This window comes from Chrysiogenes arsenatis DSM 11915 (assembly GCF_000469585.1).
Classification (GTDB): domain Bacteria; phylum Chrysiogenota; class Chrysiogenetes; order Chrysiogenales; family Chrysiogenaceae; genus Chrysiogenes; species Chrysiogenes arsenatis.
In genome coordinates this window covers 13,614-30,925 of record NZ_AWNK01000010.1, presented here as the reverse complement: position 1 = coordinate 30,925, position 17,312 = coordinate 13,614, and the positions used below count along the sequence as shown (strand labels likewise).

General features: G+C 48.9%; 20 protein-coding genes and 1 tRNA gene. 9 read left to right on the top strand and 12 right to left on the bottom strand.

The genetic code is table 11. From position 1 onward, the window contains the following. The first annotated feature begins 24 nt into the window (after positions 1-24). The 8 genes from flgB to P304_RS0108270 all read left to right on the top strand — a co-directional run bounded on the left by flgB (position 25) and on the right by P304_RS0108270 (position 6,973). Positions 25-450, top strand: coding sequence for a flagellar basal body rod protein FlgB (gene flgB / locus P304_RS0108310; protein ID WP_027390166.1), 426 nt, complete (start codon positions 25-27; stop codon positions 448-450). A gap of 2 nt (positions 451-452) precedes the next feature. After that, on the top strand, positions 453-920 hold the full coding sequence (flgC, locus tag P304_RS0108305; protein ID WP_027390165.1) for a flagellar basal body rod protein FlgC: 468 nt from the start codon (positions 453-455) through the stop codon (positions 918-920). A 3-nt stretch (positions 921-923) separates the two neighbouring features. Next, positions 924-1,247 (top strand): flagellar hook-basal body complex protein FliE, encoded by a 324-nt coding sequence (gene fliE, locus P304_RS0108300; RefSeq protein WP_027390164.1) that lies wholly within the window; start codon positions 924-926, stop codon positions 1,245-1,247. Positions 1,248-1,331: 84 nt separating this feature from the next. Continuing rightward, the gene (fliF, locus tag P304_RS14730) at positions 1,332-3,005 is read left to right on the top strand and encodes a flagellar basal-body MS-ring/collar protein FliF (protein WP_051321538.1); all 1,674 of its coding nucleotides are present in this window, start codon (positions 1,332-1,334) and stop codon (positions 3,003-3,005) included. Then, positions 3,005-4,012 (top strand): flagellar motor switch protein FliG, encoded by a 1,008-nt coding sequence (fliG, locus tag P304_RS0108285; RefSeq protein ID WP_027390163.1) that lies wholly within the window; start codon positions 3,005-3,007, stop codon positions 4,010-4,012. Before fliF ends, fliG begins: the two co-directional genes overlap by 1 nt. Positions 4,013-4,047: 35 nt before the next feature. Continuing rightward, positions 4,048-5,199, top strand: a complete 1,152-nt coding sequence (locus tag P304_RS0108280; protein WP_027390162.1) for a FliH/SctL family protein — start codon at positions 4,048-4,050, stop codon at positions 5,197-5,199. After that, the gene (gene fliI, locus P304_RS0108275) at positions 5,199-6,512 is read left to right on the top strand and encodes a flagellar protein export ATPase FliI (protein WP_034764826.1); all 1,314 of its coding nucleotides are present in this window, start codon (positions 5,199-5,201) and stop codon (positions 6,510-6,512) included. The genes P304_RS0108280 and fliI overlap by 1 nt, the downstream gene beginning before the upstream one ends. 29 nt (positions 6,513-6,541) lie before the next feature. Further along, the gene (locus tag P304_RS0108270) at positions 6,542-6,973 is read left to right on the top strand and encodes a flagellar export protein FliJ (protein ID WP_236613324.1); all 432 of its coding nucleotides are present in this window, start codon (positions 6,542-6,544) and stop codon (positions 6,971-6,973) included. Positions 6,974-7,019: 46 nt separating this feature from the next. Here P304_RS0108270 and P304_RS0108265 read toward each other — a convergent pair. Beyond that, a tRNA-Gly gene (locus P304_RS0108265) sits at positions 7,020-7,095 on the bottom strand. A 170-nt stretch (positions 7,096-7,265) separates the two neighbouring features. Here P304_RS0108265 and dcm point away from each other — a divergent pair. Beyond that, positions 7,266-8,573: a DNA (cytosine-5-)-methyltransferase gene (gene dcm / locus P304_RS16660; RefSeq protein ID WP_084417632.1), complete on the top strand. Its 1,308-nt coding sequence runs from the start codon at positions 7,266-7,268 to the stop codon at positions 8,571-8,573. On the opposite strand, the gene P304_RS14720 is transcribed toward dcm, so the two are convergent. From P304_RS14720 to rfaD, 11 genes are all read right to left on the bottom strand, one after another. Next, positions 8,464-9,189, bottom strand: a complete 726-nt coding sequence (locus P304_RS14720; RefSeq protein WP_236613322.1) for an Eco47II family restriction endonuclease — start codon at positions 9,187-9,189, stop codon at positions 8,464-8,466. The two genes, dcm and P304_RS14720, sit on opposite strands and share 110 nt — an antisense overlap. Positions 9,190-9,208: 19 nt before the next feature. Further along, on the bottom strand, positions 9,209-10,165 hold the full coding sequence (locus tag P304_RS0108250; RefSeq protein ID WP_027390159.1) for an alpha-E domain-containing protein: 957 nt from the start codon (positions 10,163-10,165) through the stop codon (positions 9,209-9,211). Next, positions 10,155-11,618, bottom strand: coding sequence for a circularly permuted type 2 ATP-grasp protein (locus tag P304_RS0108245; RefSeq protein ID WP_034764824.1), 1,464 nt, complete (start codon positions 11,616-11,618; stop codon positions 10,155-10,157). The genes P304_RS0108250 and P304_RS0108245 overlap by 11 nt, the downstream gene beginning before the upstream one ends. A 45-nt stretch (positions 11,619-11,663) precedes the next feature. Next, positions 11,664-12,440, bottom strand: a complete 777-nt coding sequence (locus P304_RS0108240) for a 3',5'-cyclic-nucleotide phosphodiesterase (protein WP_027390157.1) — start codon at positions 12,438-12,440, stop codon at positions 11,664-11,666. Positions 12,441-12,585: 145 nt separating this feature from the next. Beyond that, a complete protein-coding gene (locus P304_RS14715; protein WP_201766939.1) occupies positions 12,586-13,035 on the bottom strand; it encodes an adenine phosphoribosyltransferase in 450 nt (149 codons plus the stop codon). Between the two features lie 84 nt (positions 13,036-13,119). Further along, positions 13,120-13,896 carry an RNA methyltransferase gene (locus P304_RS0108230; protein ID WP_027390156.1) on the bottom strand — a complete coding sequence of 259 codons (777 nt, stop codon included), beginning with the start codon at positions 13,894-13,896 and terminating at the stop codon, positions 13,120-13,122. After that, a complete protein-coding gene (locus tag P304_RS0108225; RefSeq protein WP_027390155.1) occupies positions 13,884-14,318 on the bottom strand; it encodes a hypothetical protein in 435 nt (144 codons plus the stop codon). Before P304_RS0108225 ends, P304_RS0108230 begins: the two co-directional genes overlap by 13 nt. Before the next feature lie 65 nt (positions 14,319-14,383). Continuing rightward, complete coding sequence (locus tag P304_RS0108220; RefSeq protein ID WP_051321535.1) at positions 14,384-15,454, bottom strand: OmpA family protein; 1,071 nt, start codon at positions 15,452-15,454, stop codon at positions 14,384-14,386. A 44-nt stretch (positions 15,455-15,498) separates the two neighbouring features. Further along, complete coding sequence (locus P304_RS17060; RefSeq protein WP_160165040.1) at positions 15,499-15,648, bottom strand: hypothetical protein; 150 nt, start codon at positions 15,646-15,648, stop codon at positions 15,499-15,501. A gap of 47 nt (positions 15,649-15,695) precedes the next feature. Continuing rightward, entirely contained in the window at positions 15,696-16,262 is a 567-nt protein-coding gene (mobA, locus tag P304_RS16210) for a molybdenum cofactor guanylyltransferase (protein WP_051321534.1), read from the bottom strand. Continuing rightward, on the bottom strand, positions 16,259-17,185 hold the full coding sequence (gene rfaD / locus P304_RS0108205; RefSeq protein WP_027390153.1) for an ADP-glyceromanno-heptose 6-epimerase: 927 nt from the start codon (positions 17,183-17,185) through the stop codon (positions 16,259-16,261). The genes mobA and rfaD overlap by 4 nt, the downstream gene beginning before the upstream one ends. Positions 17,186-17,312 lie beyond the last annotated feature (127 nt).

Genomic DNA, 17,312 nt, shown 5'->3' with positions numbered 1-17,312 from the left:
TTTCCTGCAAGAAAGGGGGCGACTATGTTCATCAACAGCATGTTTTCGCGAGGCACAATTCCGATACTCAGTACCGTAATGGATCTACGCTCGCGCAACCAGGATATCATTAGCTCGAACATAGCCAACGCTGAAACCCCCAACTACAAGGCAAAGAAATTGGTGTTTGAAGACCAATTGCGCGAAGCAGTATTCGGCAGCAAAGCGGACAAAGAGTTAATGCCAATGGCAAAAACTCATCCCGATCACTTGCCAGACAATGGGTTAATCCCTTTCGTGCCATATATTGATCTGCAAAATAATCAAACGGTTCGCAATGACGGCAATGATGTTGAGCTGGAAAAAGAGATGGGAAATATGATCGAAAACTCGATGATGTTTAATGCCGCATCGCAAATCGTTGCCAAGAAAATCGAAGGGCTGAAAAACGCTATTCGTGAAGGGAAATAACCATGAGTTTTTTTGACGGATTAAAAATCACCGGTTCAGCCCTCTTTGCGCAGCGTCAGCGGATGAACGTTATTTCGAGTAATATGGCCAATGCGCATACGACCCGCACTGAAGACGGCACGTACTATAAGCGAAAAGATCTTGTCTACAAATCACAGTCCATCGATGCCGACAAGCCTCGCGAATTCATGCAATCACTTTTTCCCACGTCCTTTGATGAAGTGTGGCGAGAAAAGCTTGAAGGGGTTAAGGTTCAGGCTATAATAGAGGACACCGATCCGCCAACACTCCGTTACGATCCATCACACCCGGATGCGGACGAAGAAGGGTACGTTGCGTTTCCTAATATCAACATTGTGGAAGAGATGACCGATATGGTAACTGCCAGCCGTTCGTATGAAGCGAACATCACCATCATTGAAACGATCAAACAAATGGCCAACAAGGCTCTTGAAATAGGGAAGGGGTAAGCCATGAGCAGCCTCAACATAGGCGGGATGCCGATTCTTCAGATGACAAAACCGACTGCCGAGCTTGAAAAAGCGAAGCCGTCTCTGGAGGAAATCGGCAAGGATTCGCCACAATTTTCCGAATTCCTTAAACAGTCCATGAAAGAAGTGGTCGTCGCACAAAAAGATGCAGATCACGCTATTAGTGAACTTATGGCGGGTGAGTCGAAAGATATTCACTCCACAATGATCAAAATGCAACAAGCCAGCGTCTCCTTGCAAATGATGATGCAGGTTCGTAATAAAATAGTCGATGCTTACCAGGAAGTTATGCGGACACAAGTTTAGCGTGTGTCCGCAATTTTTTCTGTTTGAAAACTTTTCGGACTGGTGCTAACTTCAGTAGAAATTTTCTCCTGTGAGCGGTCTGCCATGAAGTTTTCCATACAAGATCTTGTCAGTCAGCTAAAAACACTCTTCGATAAGCTCTCCTTGCCACAAAAGATTACTATTGCCTTAACATTGGCCGCTGCCGTGATTACGATTGTGACGTTGATAATCTGGGCCGCCGTTTCCAATAAACCGGGACAATCAATATTGTATTCCAACCTCTCCACTGCAGACGCAGGCGAGATCACCAGTAAACTCACCGAAATGCGCATCCCATATCAGCTGACCAGCGAAGGCTCAGCCATTGTGGTTTCAAGCGATAAAATATACCAGACACGACTTGACTTAGCGCAGCAAGGGCTGCCCAAAGGCGGTGGTGTCGGGTTTGAGATTTTTGACAATACCAGCCTCGGGATGACCGAATTCATCCAAAAAGTCAATTTTCGCCGCGCCCTACAAGGAGAATTAGCGCGCACGATTATGGCGATTGATGGGATAGAAAACGCCCGTGTGCACATTGCCCTGCCGGAAAAATCCCTGTTTATTGATCAGGAAAAACCGGCAGAAGCAAGTGTTGCGCTGAAGTTGGTCAAGTATTCCACGTTAAGCGGTCCGCAAGTAAAAGGGATTATCCACCTTGTTGCCTCATCAGTTGAAGGGCTGAAACCGGAGCACGTCGTTGTCATTGATGATAAAGGGCGTATTCTGAATGAACTGATTCAAGAGCGTGATAAAGAAAATACGCTCACCGTTACACAGCTCACCTATCAAAAGGATGTAGAGCGCAAGCTGAAAGGGCAACTCGATAACTTGCTTGTGAGTATCCTTGGTCAGGGCAATGCGTTTTCAAATGTTACGGTTGAACTCGATTTCGATAAGATTGAAGAGCAAATAGAAACGTTTGATCCCGAAAACGTCGTCCGCTCCGAACAGCGCATTAACGAGCAAGAAATCGGTCGCAACGTCGAGGGGGGTATCCCAGGCGTACGCGCCAACGTTGCCGATCAAGAAGACCCTGAAGCAGGCATTAGCCGTCAACGCTCCAAAGAAGCGGAAACCATCAACTATGAAGTTGGCAAAACAACGCGCCATATCGTCAGAAGTCGTGGGCAAATTAAGCGCATTACTGTTGGCGTCGCGGTCAATGGACGGTACGTTGACCAGTTGAATGACGATGGCAAAAACCAGCTTGTCTATCAAGCCCGTGACGAAGCCGAGCTTACGAAAATTACCGAGCTGGTGCAGAGCGCTATCGGCTATCTTCCAGACCGTGGCGACCGCGTTGTCGTAACAAGCTTAGAATTTGGCACCCCTCCGAAAGGGATGTTTGATCAAATCATGGAGATGCAAGACGTGTGGACTGAACTCCTGAAGTACCTTGGGATTTTCCTTTTCTTCCTGTTTACGTTCTTGTTTGTCGTCCGGCCTGTCATGCGCTGGGTTGTTGATATGACGCGCCCTGAAGATGAAATCAAACGTACTTTTGGTACGGGCGAAAAGAAACCAAAAACCATTATCCCGACAAAACTCCCCAAAACACTTTCCGAACTTGAATCAGAAATGGAAAATCAAATTGATTCCGAGTCTTCGCTTTCCGTCGACGCAGTGCGCGGAAAAGTCATCAAAAAGAAACTTTCGGAATTGGTGGAAGAGAATCCAGCCATGGCGGCGCAATTGGTGCGCGTATGGATTAAAGAAGAAGGCAAGGGAGCATAATGGGCGTTACCTATGACATGCTTTCGGGCTATCAAAAAGCCGCGGTTCTTTTGATTGCTTTGGGCGACCATTATGGTTCACTGATCCTTGAAAACCTTGACGACGAAGAAGTTGGCGAGATTTCCAAAGAGATCGTTCTTATGCGTGACGTCGAACAAGAAACCGTCGATCAGGTACTCGACGAATTCCACCAAATGTCGATGGCCAAAGGCTATTTAACAAAAGGTGGCTTGGAATATGCGAAATCAATTCTGAACAAATCACTGGGGCCGGAAAAAGCGCGGAAAATCATCGACCGTTTAACACGCGCTTTGGAACAATCCAGCGGATTTGCCTTCTTGCAAAAAGTCGATCCTGCACAATTGGCTAAATTCATTCAGAACGAACACCCACAAACTATTGCGCTTATTATGGCACACCTTGACCCGACCCAAGCGGCAGAATCACTCGCCGCACTGCCCGAAAACCTGCAACCGGAAGTTGCCATTCGTATGGCAAATCTTGACGAAATCTCCCCTGAAGTCGTCAAGAAAATTTCCACTGTTTTGGAGGAAAAATTGGACGCCTTCACCTCCTACAACGTCGAAATTGGTGGCGTACGCTCCGTGGCCGAAATTTTCAACCGCATGGATCGCTCTACCAGCAAAACGACACTCGAAAAACTGGAAAAACTGGCACCGGAATTGGCTGCACAAATACGCGACATGATGTTCGTGTTCGACGACATACGGATGCTTGGCGATCAGGGCATTACCGAAATTCTGAAACGGGTCGATAAAAAAGCCCTCACGATTGCCCTCAAAGGGGCAGATGCCGACCTACAAGCAAAATTCTTTGGCTGCATGTCAAAACGTGCCTCCGACACACTCAAAGAAGAGATGGAATTCCTTGGACCAGTCAAAGTGCGTGACGTAGAAAAAGCACAGCAGGAAGTCGTTGAAGTTGTCCGCGCACTTGAAGAAGAAGGAGTCATCACGCTTGGCGAACAGGACGAAGTGATCGGGTAGCCACCGCGTGAGAGCGAGCGAACAGGAAGGGAACCGTGAAAAAGATTATCCGGCGCGGCGATAAACGCGAAGATGTCAAAATCTATGATTTTCAGTTCTCTAAACAGTTTAAGCGCGAAGATTCCCGCGATGTTTACCGCATGCCAAAATTCCACTGGGAACACCCAGAAGAAACACAACAAGCCGAAGCTGGCCGGAAAATATTTAAAAAATTGGATTTTACCCCACTCTTAGATGAAAGTAGTTATGGCCGCCCACCAGTAGATCCGCCACCAGCCGACTCCAGCGTTTTTCCTTTTTTCGGGGAAGCGGAGCAACGCGAAGTACAGGAAATAACCGAAGACACACAGACACTCTATGTATCGTTTTCCCATGGAAAAACGACCCTTTCTGCGACACCAGCGGTAGAATCCAAAAAAACTGATGTCGCCGCAAAAAACGCGCCCCAACCAATGGACGCCAATACACACCACCTCTCCGACACAGAAGTTAGAGCACGACAGCAGGAACTCAATAAAGCCGAAAAAAAACTTGCTGAGTTGACTGCTCACATCGCTGCCAGTGAAGCAAAAATCAATCAACTGATTGAAGAAGAAGCGCGCCATACATCGGCACTCGAACAGGCAAAAAGCGAAGCCAGTACCGTACTTGCCAAAGCGCGCGAAGAAGCCGCCGCCGTGACCGAAGCCGCACGAGTCGTCGGACACGAAGCCGCCAAACAAGAATTGATTACCATCGAAGCCGAAAAACTCGACCAAGTACGCCAGGATTACGTTGCCGCCGTCACACGCCTCAACGAAGCCGCAAAGAAATTTGAAAGCACCTACCTTGGGGCGGAAGGCGAGTTAATCGACCTTGCCGTGCATATTGCGGGGAACATTATCAATGCTGAATTGCAAACCAATCGCCTCGTCATCGTTGGTCAGGTCAAAAAGGCAATTGCCGAGCTCGTGAACCGTGAAAAAATTCTGATTAAAGTGGCACGCGAAGATTATGACGCTATCAGTAAAGCAAAGTTTGATCTTATCAAAGAAGTCAGCGGTCTGAAAACGATTGATATTGAAGCCGATGAATATCTCCGCCGTGGCAGTTGTGTTGTGGAAAATGAATATGGCTCCGTGCAAACAGACGTGAAAGGGAGCCTCAGCGAAATTGCACACGCCCTCAAAGGGGAAGGGGTACACTAATCGACATTACCGCCCTCAAGCAACGCATCGACACGACTAAAACCGTAAAATTAGTCGGAAAAGTTTCGCAAATTATCGGCCTGCTGATTGAATCACGCGGCCCTGCTGCCTCCATCGGCGAGCTCTGCCTGATTCATCCCATCATCGCCACCGCGCGCCCAATACACGCTGAAGTCGTTGGATTCAAAGAAGATCGCATCCTACTCATGCCGCTCGGCGATCCCGTTGGCATTGGCCCAGGAAGCCGCGTTGAGGCCGTTAAGGAGCCATTTGTCGTAGGCGTCGGCCCCGAGTTGATTGGGCGCGTCCTCAATGGACTTGGCGCTCCCATTGACGGCAAAGGCGAACCAAACTGCAAAATTTTTTACCCCGTACTGGCAACGCCGCCGAACCCATTCACCCGCAAACGGATTGAAACCCCCGTTGGCACCGGCGTGCGCGCCATTGATGGACTGCTGACCTGCGGCAAAGGGCAGCGCGTGGGCATCTTTGCTGGCTCCGGCGTCGGAAAATCGACACTGTTGGGGATGATCGCCAAAAACACTCAAGCCGAAATCAACGTGATCGCTCTGATTGGTGAACGTGGCCGCGAAGTGCGCGAGTTTGTCGAGCGCGATTTGGGCGAAGAAGGGCTTTCGCGCAGCATTCTGGTCGTCGCAACGTCCGATCAACCTGCGCTGGTACGTCGTCAAGGGGCATTTGTCGCCACCGCAATTGCTGAATACTTCCGCGACCAAGGGAAAAATGTGATGCTGATGATGGACTCTGTCACACGTTTTTGCATGTCACAGCGCGAAATTGGACTCGCCGTTGGCGAACCACCAACCACAAAAGGATATACTCCATCAGTTTTTGCCCTTCTACCGAAACTGATGGAACGTGCCGGAACCAGTGACGGAGAAGGATCCATCACAGCACTCTACACTGTCCTCGTCGATGGAGATGATTTGATGGAACCTATTGCCGATGCCTCGCGCTCGATTCTAGACGGCCACATCGTCTTAACGCGCCGCATCGCCGCTCGCAATCACTTTCCCGCCATTGATGTTCTTGGCAGCGCATCGCGCGTTTTTGGCGAAGTCACGACCCCCGAACATCGCGAGAAAGCAGGGCGCTTACGCAATCTTTTAGCCGTGTATAGCGAAACGGAAGACTTAATCAACATTGGCGCCTATGTAAAAGGGACAAATAAGCAGATCGACCTTGCCATTAGCCGCATGGACGCTATCAACACCTTTTTGCGCCAAGACGTCAACGAAGTGACTCCGATTGAGCAGGTCATTGCCCACATGCAGAAAGCGCTTGGTGAATAAGATTGTCATTTATATTTCGCTTCGCAAAGTTGCTAGAACACCGAGAAAGACTCATTGACGAGCAACAACGAAAGATAGCCGCACTGCGCGAAAAACGGCAACTCGCTCAGCAACAGTTCGTCGAATTAGAAAAATCCGCCGCCGAAAATGTCGAAGCCACCGCCCATTACCGCCGCAGTGGCGATATGCCAACAGCACAGCTCTACAGTAATTATTACCCAATACTCATGCAGAAAATTCATCAGAAAAAAATCGAAATCGCCAGCATTGAAGCCGATCTCAAACGCGAAAATGAAAAGCTAAAAAAACAATTTATGGAGAAGAAAAGCCTCGAACTGCTCAAAGAGCGCGATCATATTGCGTGGTTACAAAAAGAAAAACTGGACGAAGAAAAAATGCTCAATGAAATCAACGCCATCCGCTACAACACGCAGATGCGCGAAAACATGCGTAAAGACTAAAAAAGCCAAGCACTGTTGTGCTTGGCTTTTTTTAATGGTCGCATTTTGGAGCGGGGGACGGGACTCGAACCCGCGACCCTCAGCTTGGGAAGCTGATGCTCTACCAACTGAGCTACACCCGCGACGAAGCGGAACACTAGCGAAATTCCTACACTTCGTCAAGCGGAAACATGTTTTGATAAAAAGATATCGGTGCTCCGTAGTGTTTAAACTCAGGATATGCTTTTCATGATTGCCATTCTCGTTGACGTGAAATATAGTAACCATTGCATAATGCAGGGGGTACAATGATATGGTAGCGTTGTTTTCGGTATCTCAGGTTGCCCATGAATTAAATCTTCATCCAGACACCATTCGTCGCTGGGAAAAAAAGGGATTGATCAAATCGCACCGCGATACATGTAATCATCGTGTATTTTCGCTTGATGAGGTTCATCGAGTTCACAGGCAGCAGATGCAAAATTCGCAGGTGGATCGGTTTGAAGTACTGAAAGCCGATTCACAGAGCGGTTTTTCATCTATCGAGCTTTTTGCAGGAGCGGGTGGAATGGCTCTAGGATTTGAAAACGCGGGATTTACGCACAGCCTGCTTGTCGAAATAGATAAAACTGCCGTTTCCACGCTCCATCATAATCGACCAATATGGCCTACCGTTCATGCTGATGTAAGCAAGGTTGATTTCAAAAGTCTTCAGGCTGATGTTGTCGCGGGTGGTTTCCCTTGCCAAGCTTTTAGCTATGCAGGCCACCGACTTGGGTTTGAAGATACGCGTGGGACATTATTTTTTGAGTTTGCTCGCTGCATTGCCGAAACCACCCCTCGCATAGTTGTAGGGGAAAATGTTAGGGGATTACTGAATCATGATAACGGCAATACGCTTCAAACAATGCTTCAAGTACTTGACGAACTTGGGTATGACACAGTTCACCGAGTTTTGCGAGCGCAGTATCTTGATGTTGCCCAAAAGCGTGAACGTCTTGTTATCATTGGATTACGTCGCGACTTCGAGAGTGATTTTTTTCTTCCTAAAGCGAAAAATTACATCGTTCCGCTACGCGCAGCGCTCCATCAAGTCCCCGAAAGCAATGGCGCTCAATACACGGAAAAAAAGCGAAAAGTCATGGAGCAGGTTCCCGAAGGTGGCTACTGGCGAGATTTGCCTGACACCGTGCAACGGGAGTATATGGGTGCGAGTTACTTCCATACAGGAGGAAAAACTGGCATGGCTCGCCGCCTCTCTTGGTCGGAGCCAAGCCTAACGTTGACGTGTAATCCGGCACAAAAACAAACGGAACGGTGCCACCCCTCTGAAACAAGACCGCTGTCAGTGCGTGAGTATGCGCGTATTCAAAGCTTTCCCGATGAATGGCACTTTGCGGGATCAACCAATGCCCAGTACAAGCAAATAGGTAATGCCGTGCCGGTGAATCTCGCCTATCACGTCGGATGCTGTGTGCGAGGCATGCTGGAAGGAAGTTTTGATGCTGAGACTATGGAACGGGTTGAGCGAACGTCTGCTGGAAAAAATCAAGAAAGAGGGGATCGCGAGCAAGATTCACACCAGTACAACTCCCCTCTTCTGCCATTAGTGTTTGAATAACATTTGGAAGCACACGATAGAGTTGGTAGAGCGCATCTTTTTGTCCGGTAAGAAGTTCGTAAAAACTCATCCCATCGATTTCAAGAATACGACGCTGCTCCGTTTTCCGGCTGCTGTTGCGGTTATCTGGTGGCGTAAAAGGTTTTGTAAATCGTTGTTGTCGAGCGGAAATAACCGTGACGTAATACGCCGTATATCCGTGATATTTTGATGTCTTGTGGTTAACGGCGCCGTCAAGTTCTTCGTAAACGGATTTGAGATCAGACTTTTTGACGGTATTGTGCTTGTTTTTGATTTCAGCCACAATTTTCAGGTGATCATTGGCCAGATCGACAAACCCCTCTTGCGGACAATAGCAGTGTTCAACGCTTGACAATATGCTTTGATGAAAATGTCCCAGCGCATTTTGCAGGGTTTTCTGAGCCTGACGGCGCTTTTCGGAAGCAATCCACTGCCCTAAAGAGATATTTTGTAAACCAGCGTCGAAAAGAGCAGAAAAAGGATCAATCGCATTCCGCGCAAAATCCTTTTCTGCTTTGTTGATCCCGTCGAGTCCTTTTTCAAGCACAACTTTGACATGGCCTATGAGTGCCTCGTCTGGAATCCATGTCAGCATTGTGTTCTTTTTCAGCAAACTACCCCTCCGAAATGTAAAAGTAGCTTTCGCGAATGGCGTCATCGAGTTGATTCAATTGCCCTTGGAAGGTGTCGCAGAACTCGTGCAGTCCTTGCTCCAAAATATCATCGACTTCCGTGTACGAAAGCTCTGCCACTAATTTGCCGACGACTTTTTCAGCCTGATTGCCAAAGGTTCCCACCGGTCTTCCTGAGAAGTAATGGAGTGTCCTTTGTGCTGAAAGCAGGCAAAAAAGAAGCGCGCGCGGGTATGTATGCGATTGCAATAGGAATTTCGCGACGTTTTGCGGGTTTACCGGCCCATAAATCTGACGATAGGGCTCTAAGGCGCTGATGGAGCGCAGGAGTGCCGCCCAGAGTGTATCGTCAAACGAACTGCCAAAGTCACCAAGCGATTCCAAGAGCGAGTAGGTTTTTACGTCAAGTATACGCGATGTTTTATCGGCACGTTCAACGGCTTTTCCGAGGCGGAAGAAATGCCACGCCTCTTCGTGCGGCATCGTGTCTTCGATCAAACCGGCAACCATAATGCTGCCAAGGCGGATTTTCTCGCATATTTCGAATGGGTTTTCTACAACGGATTCAACGTGAGTGATCCCATTTTTCATTGTGTGATAGATGAGATTCAACTGCTCCCACGCCTCTGGGGAAAGGATTTCGCGCACAATACGGGCATTTTCGCGCGCACCGCGAATGCAAGAATAGACCGAATTGGTGCATTCAAGATCGAACAATAAAAACAATAAAACAGTATGTGGACGAACAACGTTGTACCGTTCGGCATACAATTGCGCATCGCCCGAAACGTTCATGAGTGCCGACCAGTGGGAAAAACCCTTTTCGGCGGGGAAATCGAGAGAAAGCTGTTCGGTAGCTTCTATCAGGCGGATAGTGCTATCGGCACGCTCTAAGTAGCGACTCATCCAATAAATAGCATCAGCAACTCTACTGAGCATCGAACACCTCCTTGACGGGTCCAGGCGCCAGCACCCATGTGTCTTTACTGCCACCACCTTGTGAAGAATTCACCACCAGCGATCCTTTTTTCAGAGCAACACGGGTTAGTCCGCCAGGGGTAATGGAAATTTCGTCTCCATACAAAATATAGGGGCGCAAGTCGATGTGTCGCCCTTCAAATGTATCTCCAGCAATAACCGGTGTGCGCGAAAGCTTTAGTGCGGGTTGCGCGATATAATTGCGAGGATTATCCACGATTTTTTTGGCAAATTCATCCTGCTGCTCTTTGGTTGATCCGGGGCCGATAAGCATGCCATACCCGCCAGCTTCGTTCGCCGCTTTCACCACCATTGTGGGCAGATTCGCCAAGACGTATTTGCGATCCTCTTCACGCCAGCACAGGTAGGTGGGAACATTTGGAATCAACGCTTCTTCGTCAAGATAGTAGCGAATCATCTCTGGAACATAGGCGTAAATAACTTTATCATCGGCCACACCAGCTCCGGGAGCATTTACAAGCGTCACACGGCCAGCACGGTACACGTCCATAATGCCAGAAACACCGAGTACCGATTCTGGACGGAAGACTTCAGGGTCGAGATAGTCGTCACCGATGCGGCGATAAATAACGTCAACACGACGCAACCCCTTGGTTGTTCGCATACAGACAAATCCTTCATGTACGACTAAATCGCGCCCTTCAACCAATTCAATCCCCATTTGTTGCGCCAAAAATGAGTGCTCAAAATATGCAGAGTTGTAGCTGCCCGGGGTAAGCAGTACGACGGTTGGATTCGGGGTACCTTGTGGCGCCACACTGATAAGCATATCCAGTAGCCGCGCGGGATAGTCGACCACGGGGAGGATTTCAAGCTGAGCAAACACTTTCGGGAAAGTTCGTTTCATTAAATGGCGATTCGCCAGTACATACGAAACTCCGGAGGGACAGCGCAAATTATCTTCCAGTACATACATCTGCCCCGTTTCGTCGCGCACCAAGTCAGAACCAGCAATATGGCACCAAATGTTCCGCGGCGGGTTTAGGCCAAGACAGCTTGGTAAGTATCCAGCGGACGATTCCACAATTTCGCGGGGAATAATCCCATCTTTGATTATTTGCTGATCGTTATAGACATCATCAATAAACATATTGAGGGCAACAATGCGCTGGCGCAATCCACGTTCGAGTTCTTGCCACTCTTCGCCGCTAATCACCCGTGGCAACACATCAAAGGGAAAAACCTTTTCGGTTCCTTCTTCATTGCCATATACGGTAAATGTGATCCCAAGGTCTAGCAGCGCCTTTTCAGAAGCGGCCTGACGCATTTTCAGCTCGCCCGGCTTGAGCGACGTTATCCGCTCGTAGAGTAATTTCGTTGCAGGGCGCGGCTTTCCTGAAGCATCAAACATTTCGTCGTAGAATTCACCGACTTCATACTCATTAAAGTTCATACCACCACACTCCTTTCGCATATCTCCCGATCGTCATTCATGTACTTATAATGTCAATATATCCATCGGCTTGGGAATAGAGTAGTCGTATCCATCCAGCGCACTCACCAACTCTTTGCTAATTTTCTCGATATACACCGACTTCAAATGAATCGCGTACATATGTTTGGGGATATTCGTCACCTTCCCCAGTTCTGCTCGAAGTAATTTTGGGGTTAAGTGGCCACTCGCCCATGCCAGATTTTCTAATGAATTCGGAAAGGCGACATCGATAAAAATAGCATCTAACGGGCGTTCAAGTTGATTTATGTACTGCCAAATCCGTTCCGTCGGCCCGGTATCGGAAATATACAGGAATTCGCTGTCGCGGTGCTGCACATGGATAGCATACGTTGGAACGGTATGGGTCAGCGGGATAAACGTAATGGTATACCCTTGAACCACAAACGTCTGCCCTTGATCAATCAGAGTTAATACGGGATCGGCAACGCTTGGGATAGTGGTAAAATCCGGCCAGAGCACATTATTAAAAAGATGCGCTTTCAGTGCTCGGATAATCGCTGGTTTGGCGTGTACACGGAGGGTTTGCACGATATTGCCCGTAAACGAAATCGCGAAACTTTCGGCGAGAAACGGGAGTGTTTTGACGTGATCAATGTGGACATGAGATACAATAACATCACGAATAGTAACTTGCTGCTCAAAAGGTAACGTATCAGTAATAGCGCCAGCATCCAACGCCAGCGTTCCGTCAATCAGCAAGCACATGCTTCCTTTACCGGGGGCAAGTGAGTCGTGCACGCCAAGACATTGTATTTTCATTATTTCACTCCTGTCGCAACAAGATCGAAAAAGGCAGGGCTACCGAATCAGCGCACGCATCGAACGTTATTCGTCGACATCAAAATCCATAAGACTGAAAATGGGGAGTGGTGCAAGCTTTTCGCGTCCTCCAAGGCCGAATAACTCAACCAAGAAAACCGNCCGCTTCCAGCGGTGTCGCGCCAAGTTTCTGAACCAACTGGCATGTCGCAGAAACTGTACCGCCAGTGGCGAGCAGATCATCCGCAATAATCACGCGGTCACCAGCATGAAGGGCATCGGCGTGGATCTGAAGCTCATCTTCGCCATACTCTAGGGCGTATTTCACAGAAATCGTTTTTGCCGGGAGTTTTCCAGGCTTACGCACCACCACAAGAGGAACACCAAGTTCGTATGCCAGAATACTGCCGGTAAGAAATCCACGCGACTCGATCGCCACGATGGCATCGGGGTTTTGTGGTGCAATATGGTCTCGCAAAATGCCCATAGCACTATGAAATGCCGCGGGATCACGCAAGAGCGGCGTAATATCTTTAAAAACAATTCCTGGCTTGGGAAAGTCAACGACATCGCGAATTTTTGAGCGGAAGTCCATAGGTACATCCCTTGTTGTTTTTTGTACGATCTTATCAGGAGCACAAAGGGAAAAACCACCGTTTTTTACCTGTCAGACAACAATTTATCCATCTGATTGGCCTGCGGAAAGCTTTTGCGCGTTGTGGCATTTTGTCAGTATTCCCAACAAAAGCGTTGCTTCGCGTTCGCTCCATTGCCGCGAACACACTATTTGTGCCACTTCTTGCCAGATAGCTTCTGGATTTTGTGGGTTCAGGAACCCGTTTTTTTCCAAGATGTTACGCAGCTTTTTGAGAATTTGCCCCTGCTGAGCAGCACTCGCCTGAGGCGGCGCAAGTGGGGAAATTTGTGGAATATCTTCCTGAAAAAATGGCGCGCGCCGCAGCTCCCATAACGTGATCAACACCGCTTGTGCAACATTCAGGCTGACGTATTCCGGATGTGCCGGTAACGCCATGCGGCGATGGCAGAGCGACAATTCATGATTACTCAACCCCTGTGCTTCATTGCCAAAGAGCAACCCCACTCGCTTTCCTCTGACAACCTGCTGCTGAACAAAACAGGGGAAATCGTCAAGCAGCAGCTCATTGCCGTCCGGCCACGGCGAGCGCGGAGTCAGTGCAATCACCGTATCAACAGAAGCAATCAACTCGTCGAACGTGGAAACAACGCCACATGACTCCAGAATGTCATTAGCATGCAAAGCATATTTTTTGGCTTCAAAGTGTTGCGGTGCCGCCCCGCCACAGCAAACCATACGGCGAAAACCCGTATTGGCAAGCGCCCGTGCGACAAAGCCAAGGTTAATAGCTCCTTCAACATGGTGAAGCAGAACAGTAAGAGTGGAGCAGGTAATGTGCGACAGAGCTATTCCACCCACCGCTTGCGTACCGCATCATAGCGAAACACCTCGGTTATACGGCGTAAGCGCACCAATTCGAATGCCGCACCATTGAGCGCCTCTTCCATACTTATCGCCTGATGCTCATACACCCCTTCCAGATATTGGAGTGTGGCTACCCACGGCGAGTTAATGGTAGCGCCTGAACGCTTAACGGAAAAATCAACCGAGGCAGGGTCAATGGCAGCATAGCGTCCCGTAAAGTGAGTGCCATTGGGAATGACCTCTTTCTTGTCAGGGCGAGGCACCGTATTGGTACGTACCTTTTCAATCCATTGCACAGCAAAACTGGCAAACTCAGCATGCAAACTTGCATGGAGCAGGTCGTCATCTTGTGCCAAAACCAGCGGTGGAAAAACAGAAAAATAACAACAAAAAATCCCCACGAAGAGCCACCGCAAACGGTGGCTCCTTGGGGATAATTGGAGCAATAAAAGATGGTGCGAACGATCAGCACACATCGTAATTATTCAAAAGATATTTCGACTCGACGGTTCATCGCACGGCCATCACTTGTAGTATTGTCGTAGCGAGGTTGAAGCTCGCCCTTGCCAATCGCCTGAATTTGTGATGCCGACACACCTTGCTCAATCAAGAACGCCCGCACCGCATTCGCACGACGCTGTGACAACCCTTGGTTGTACGCTTCTGATCCAAGTGAACAAGTATGACCTTCTAAAACAACCTTTTTACCCGTGTTGCGCTTGATAATAGCAGCACCCTCTTGCAATACAGACTGCCACTGCTCTTTAATGTCTGCACGGTCAAAGTCAAACTGAATACCACGAAGCACGACAACGTCTTCAACTACCGGCTTCGGCTTCGCTACAGGCGCCGGAGCGACTGCTGCTGGTTTTGCAACCATTTCATAAAACACTTTGCTAATAAAAGCATCGCGCTTCGTTTTATCCTGAAGGTCGGCTGCCGTTACGCTGGCACCACATCCAGAAAATAATGCTGCCATATCAGCAATACTGGCACGATTCGGTGCTTCATCCGCGACACTGATAAAGTGGACACACAGGCGATCTTTGTACTGGCTTTTCAACCCTTCCAGAACTGCCAAAGGTGCTTCGCCACGGTTTGACTCACCATCGGTAACCACGATAACGCCGATTTTCCCCGTCAGCCCCTTCATCACCTGCTCCGAAAGTTGCGCTAGGCCGACACCCATAGGGGTCGTTGCGCCAAAAGAAAAGAGCGATGTCGGAAGCTTGGCAAGCCCATCAGCTATCGTTTTCTGGCTGTATGGTGCTACCGCAACGTATTCACTGAAAGGCGCATAGCTGTGCAATGCGCCTTTTGCCCCAAGTGCAGGCAAGTCGCTATTGACTGCCGCCAGAGCGTCATTTCCCATGACATGTTTGAATTCACCAGTTTGCGCATGACGCACTGACATTGAGAGTGAATGGTCGACAAAAAAGAGGAAATTATCTGCTTTCAGCTGGATCATTTTTTCTTGAGCGGCAACAGAGCTGAACGCTCCAAGAACTGATACGACAACAAAGAAACACAGGAACATAATACGATTCATCATAGAAAGCCTCCTAAATCAGTAAACCAATGTTAGCGAACACACGCTTAGTGCGTGCCGCTTCCGCTCATGGCAATAACGCCAAGATACACAACAAATGCAAAAATCCACGTACCGATAAAACCTAAAACGTAAGGCATTGCTTGGTCAAATGTTAGTGGCGTTTCAATGGCCTCATGAACATCATGATCGCTCATAGAGATTCCTCCTCAAATCAATATATGCAGCAAAGTGTAGCCTAAACTCACTCACTTGCCAATGCCTTTCGGTAGACCTCTGGCGTATTAATATTGACCAGCCACGCTTCTGCGAGGGCAACACGTTGCCAGAGCAACGTCTGCAGCGCACGAAAGACACGATGATTGCCTGTGGCGTATGATGCCGCCATGCGTTGCAAACCTTCGCGGCGATACGCCGCGGTCAGGGGAAATTCTCTGGTGCCATTGGTCGCGACCGCCACCAAAAGCGTCGGATCTCCCTGCAAGACGTCCAGTAAAATTCGGTAGGCCTCTGAGGGAACGAACGGCATATCGCATGGTGCCAGCAACACCGTTTCGACCTGCGGAAAATGCATATCAAGCGCCTCAGCAATCGTGGCCAAACCGCCCATCGGCCCGTCGCCTGGGTGTGTGTCGGGAATCGATAATAGCCCTTCTGTCATACGTCCCGACACTACAACCTGCTCGCAATGCGGCGCAAGCGTTGCCGTGGCACGCTCCAGCAATGTCTGTCCATCAATTTGCAAGAGCGCCTTATCGCATCCCATGCGCGAACTTTTGCCTCCCGCTAAAACAACGCCGAGTGTTTTCAACGGCCAGTCGCCTCAAGGTATTCGATGTATTTGGCGATTCCGGCCTCAAAAGTAAATTCCGGCTTATAACCAAGCTGTTTCGTCGTCTCGCTGATATCGGCTTCGGTGTGGTTTTGGTAAAAGCGGTAGGGATTGTCGAAATATTCGACTTCGATGGACGTCCCAAGGCAACGCTGAATGATAGCAATCATATCGTTAAACGTCCGCGCTTTGCCCGTGCCAACATTATACACTCCAGACTGAACCTCTTCGCCAAACATCGCTTTCATATTGGCCTGGACGATATCTTCGATAAAAATAAAGTCACGCTTCTGTTCGCCGTGTTTGAAAAGACGCGGCGTTTTGCCCGCCTTAATTTGATGATAGAGTTGATAGACCATGCTCGCCGCATGCCCCTTGAACGACTCGCCTGGGCCGTAGACGTTAAAGTAGCGCAGACCGACGACACCCAAATCAGGGAAATCATTCAGGTAACGCTTCGTCGTCATATCCATCGAATACTTGGAAAAACCGTAGACATTTTCCGGCAGCAGACCGTGGTCGATACGATTTGGCGCTGCCGAATTACCGTACACCCCGGCGCTAGAGGCGTAGACCACGCGCACATTGTCGGAAACAGCCCAGTCGAGCAAAAAGCGGTAGGCATCGGTATTCACCTGCATCATCCGCTTTTGATCCATGACCGTGGTGTCGGTTATCGCCGCCTCGTGGAAAATACCGTCAATGTCGGTGCCGACGATGTACTCCATCGCGGAACGATCCGTGATGTCGATGGCTAACACTTCACCGGGGAAACCGATCAGATTGCGGTAGTCGCCGCTGGAGAAATCGTCAATGATAAGCACTTCGTGACCCATCTTTTCAAGTGTAAAGGCGATGTTGGAGCCGACGAAGCCGGCGCCGCCGGTAACAATAAATTTCATAGAGTTTCCTTTTTGTTATTCTTCACATTGTATCTTGTTCTTCCCTCGGTAAGCTTTTGCCTTTGAAGCGCGAGGGCACTTTTCTTTGGTTCTTTCTTTTGGTGCCAAAAAAAAGAACAACTATCAG